Origin of the sequence: Streptomyces sp. NPDC088812 (genome assembly GCF_044750285.1) — a bacterium.
Classification (GTDB): domain Bacteria; phylum Actinomycetota; class Actinomycetes; order Streptomycetales; family Streptomycetaceae; genus Streptomyces.
Genome location: NZ_JBIVJP010000064.1, coordinates 1 through 1,986 on the forward strand (window position 1 = coordinate 1; position 1,986 = coordinate 1,986).

Below are 1,986 nucleotides of genomic sequence, written 5' to 3' on the forward strand. Positions count from 1 at the left end.
ATGCACCTGGTCGCCTGGGCCGATGACACCACCGCCGTGGGCGCCGGCACCGAGGGACACCTGCTGACCAGCACCGACGCCGGCGACACCTGGACCGCCAGCGACCGCCCGGTCGGCACGGCCACCGCCCTGGGAACGGGCATCACCGACGACGGGCAGACCGAAGCACTGCTGGTCGTCGGCTCGACCGTGCTGTCCACCACGGACGGCGGGAACACCACCGAATCGCTGCTGTGACCTCCTCCCGCCGCCCCCTGTCCGGCTGGCCCGCCCTTCGAACCGTTCTGGGCACCCTCGTGTTGATCCTGGGCCTGCTCGGGATGCACGCTGGTACGGGCACCAGCGCGGCTTGGGCCGCCACCGGTACGGCCGCCGCCACAACTGTTCATCACCTCGGGCCGGGGGCCATCGGTCCGGCCGGCATGGTGCCCGAGGTCGTGCTCCCGGCCGAGCCTGCCGGGGATGAGGCAGCCGACCCCGGGCTGCCGGTCTGTGCCCTGGAGGCCGTGGACGATACCTGCGCCTCGGCCCTGGCCAAGGCACCTGTCGTGTCCCACTTGGCCTCCCGGGCCCTCCTGCCTAGGGCGTGTTGCTAAAGGATGGTAGTCAGCCAGTGCAGTGTCGCTGCGAGGCTGAGCCCGGCGTGATAGTTCCGGGCGTACTTGTCCGAGCGCATCGCGATCCCTCGCCACTGCTTGAGCCGGTTGAAGCACCGCTCCACGACATTGCGTCCCCGGTAGCGCTGGCGCTGGTCTTCACCGAAGTCGATCGGCAGGCCCGGGTGTCTGCGCCGGTGCGTGATCTGATCGGCCCGCTCGGGGATCGTGGCCGCGATGCCATGCCGGCGCAGCCAGGCCCGGTTGGCCTTCGAGGGGTAGCCCTTGTCCGCGATCAGGCGGTCAGGCCGTGTCCGGGGCCGACCACGGGCCCCGGCAACGCTGATCTGCTCCAGCGTGGTGGCCAGCATCGAGGTGTCCGCCACCTGCCCGCCGGTCACGACGAACGCCAGCACCCTGCCCTTGCCATCACAGACCAGATGAGACTTCGTCGTCAGACCGCCGCGGGAGCGTCCGATGGCATGATCAGCCGGCTCGTCCGCTGATTTCTTGTAGTTCATCCAGGCCCCCTGTGGGGCGGGGCAGGGTCGCCCCGTGCTGGTGGACGCGCACGATCGTGGAATCGATCGAGGCCACCCAGTCCAGCTCGCCAGCCTGCTGTGCCATCGACTGAGTGCGCTCGAGCACCTGCTCCCACACGCCCTGGGCGGCCCACCGGTTGAAGTTCTTGTAGATCGTGTTCCAGTTCCCGAACCGCTCGGGCAGATCCCGCCACGGCGCCCCCGTGCGGAAGCGCCACGCGGTGGCCTCGACCACCGTGCGTCGATCTACCGGCGGACGCCCGGTGGTCTTGGCTTCGGGGAACAGTGGGCCGATCACGGCCCAGACCTCGTCCGAGATGACATCACGCGACATGACCCCAGACTCGCGCATCCACGTCCCCGAACCCTTTAGCAACACGCCCTAAGGGATGGCCCTCCTGCCGTCGAAGCAGGGGCCGGCCTCACCCAGGGCGGCCCATCATCCGCTGACGGCACCACAATCCCAAGGACGGCCCGTCCACCGAACGGGCCCTCCTTGGGATTGTGGTGCGGCGATGCCGGTCAGGTCGCGGGCAGCTCCTGAAGCATCTGTTCCATCTCGGTGATCTCGGCCTGCTGGTCCGCGACGACCTTCTCGGCCAGGGCCACGGCCTGCGGGTTCTGCCCGCCCTCGACCTCGTCCTGGGCCATCTCGATGGCGCCCTGGTGGTGGGCGGTCATCTGCTCCAGGTACAACCGGGCGGCCTCGGTGCCCTGGGCCTGCTCCAGGGCGGCCATGTCCTCCTCGGACATCATCCCGGACATCCCGCCGTGGTCCATGCCCTCCATACCTCCCTTGTCGCCCATGTCCACGGGGTCTTCACCCCAGGCGGTGAGCATGGCGTTCA

The 1,986-nt window shown here is 69.4% G+C and carries 2 protein-coding genes and 1 pseudogene; 1 reads left to right on the forward strand and 2 read right to left on the reverse strand.

All coding sequences use genetic code 11. The features are described 5' to 3' along the window. Positions 1-237, forward strand: a pseudogene (locus ACIP67_RS43185) (hypothetical protein); the annotation flags it as partial. A 355-nt stretch (positions 238-592) separates the two neighbouring features. Here the strand turns inward: ACIP67_RS43185 and ACIP67_RS43190 are convergent. Then, a protein-coding gene (locus ACIP67_RS43190; RefSeq protein WP_401700200.1) for an IS5 family transposase occupies positions 593-1,472 on the reverse strand; the annotation gives its coding sequence in 2 pieces (ribosomal slippage) (positions 593-1,102 and positions 1,104-1,472; 879 coding nt in all). A 188-nt stretch (positions 1,473-1,660) separates the two neighbouring features. Continuing rightward, on the reverse strand, positions 1,661-1,986 hold a 326-nt coding region (locus ACIP67_RS43195), incomplete at its 5' end, for a DUF305 domain-containing protein (protein ID WP_401700203.1).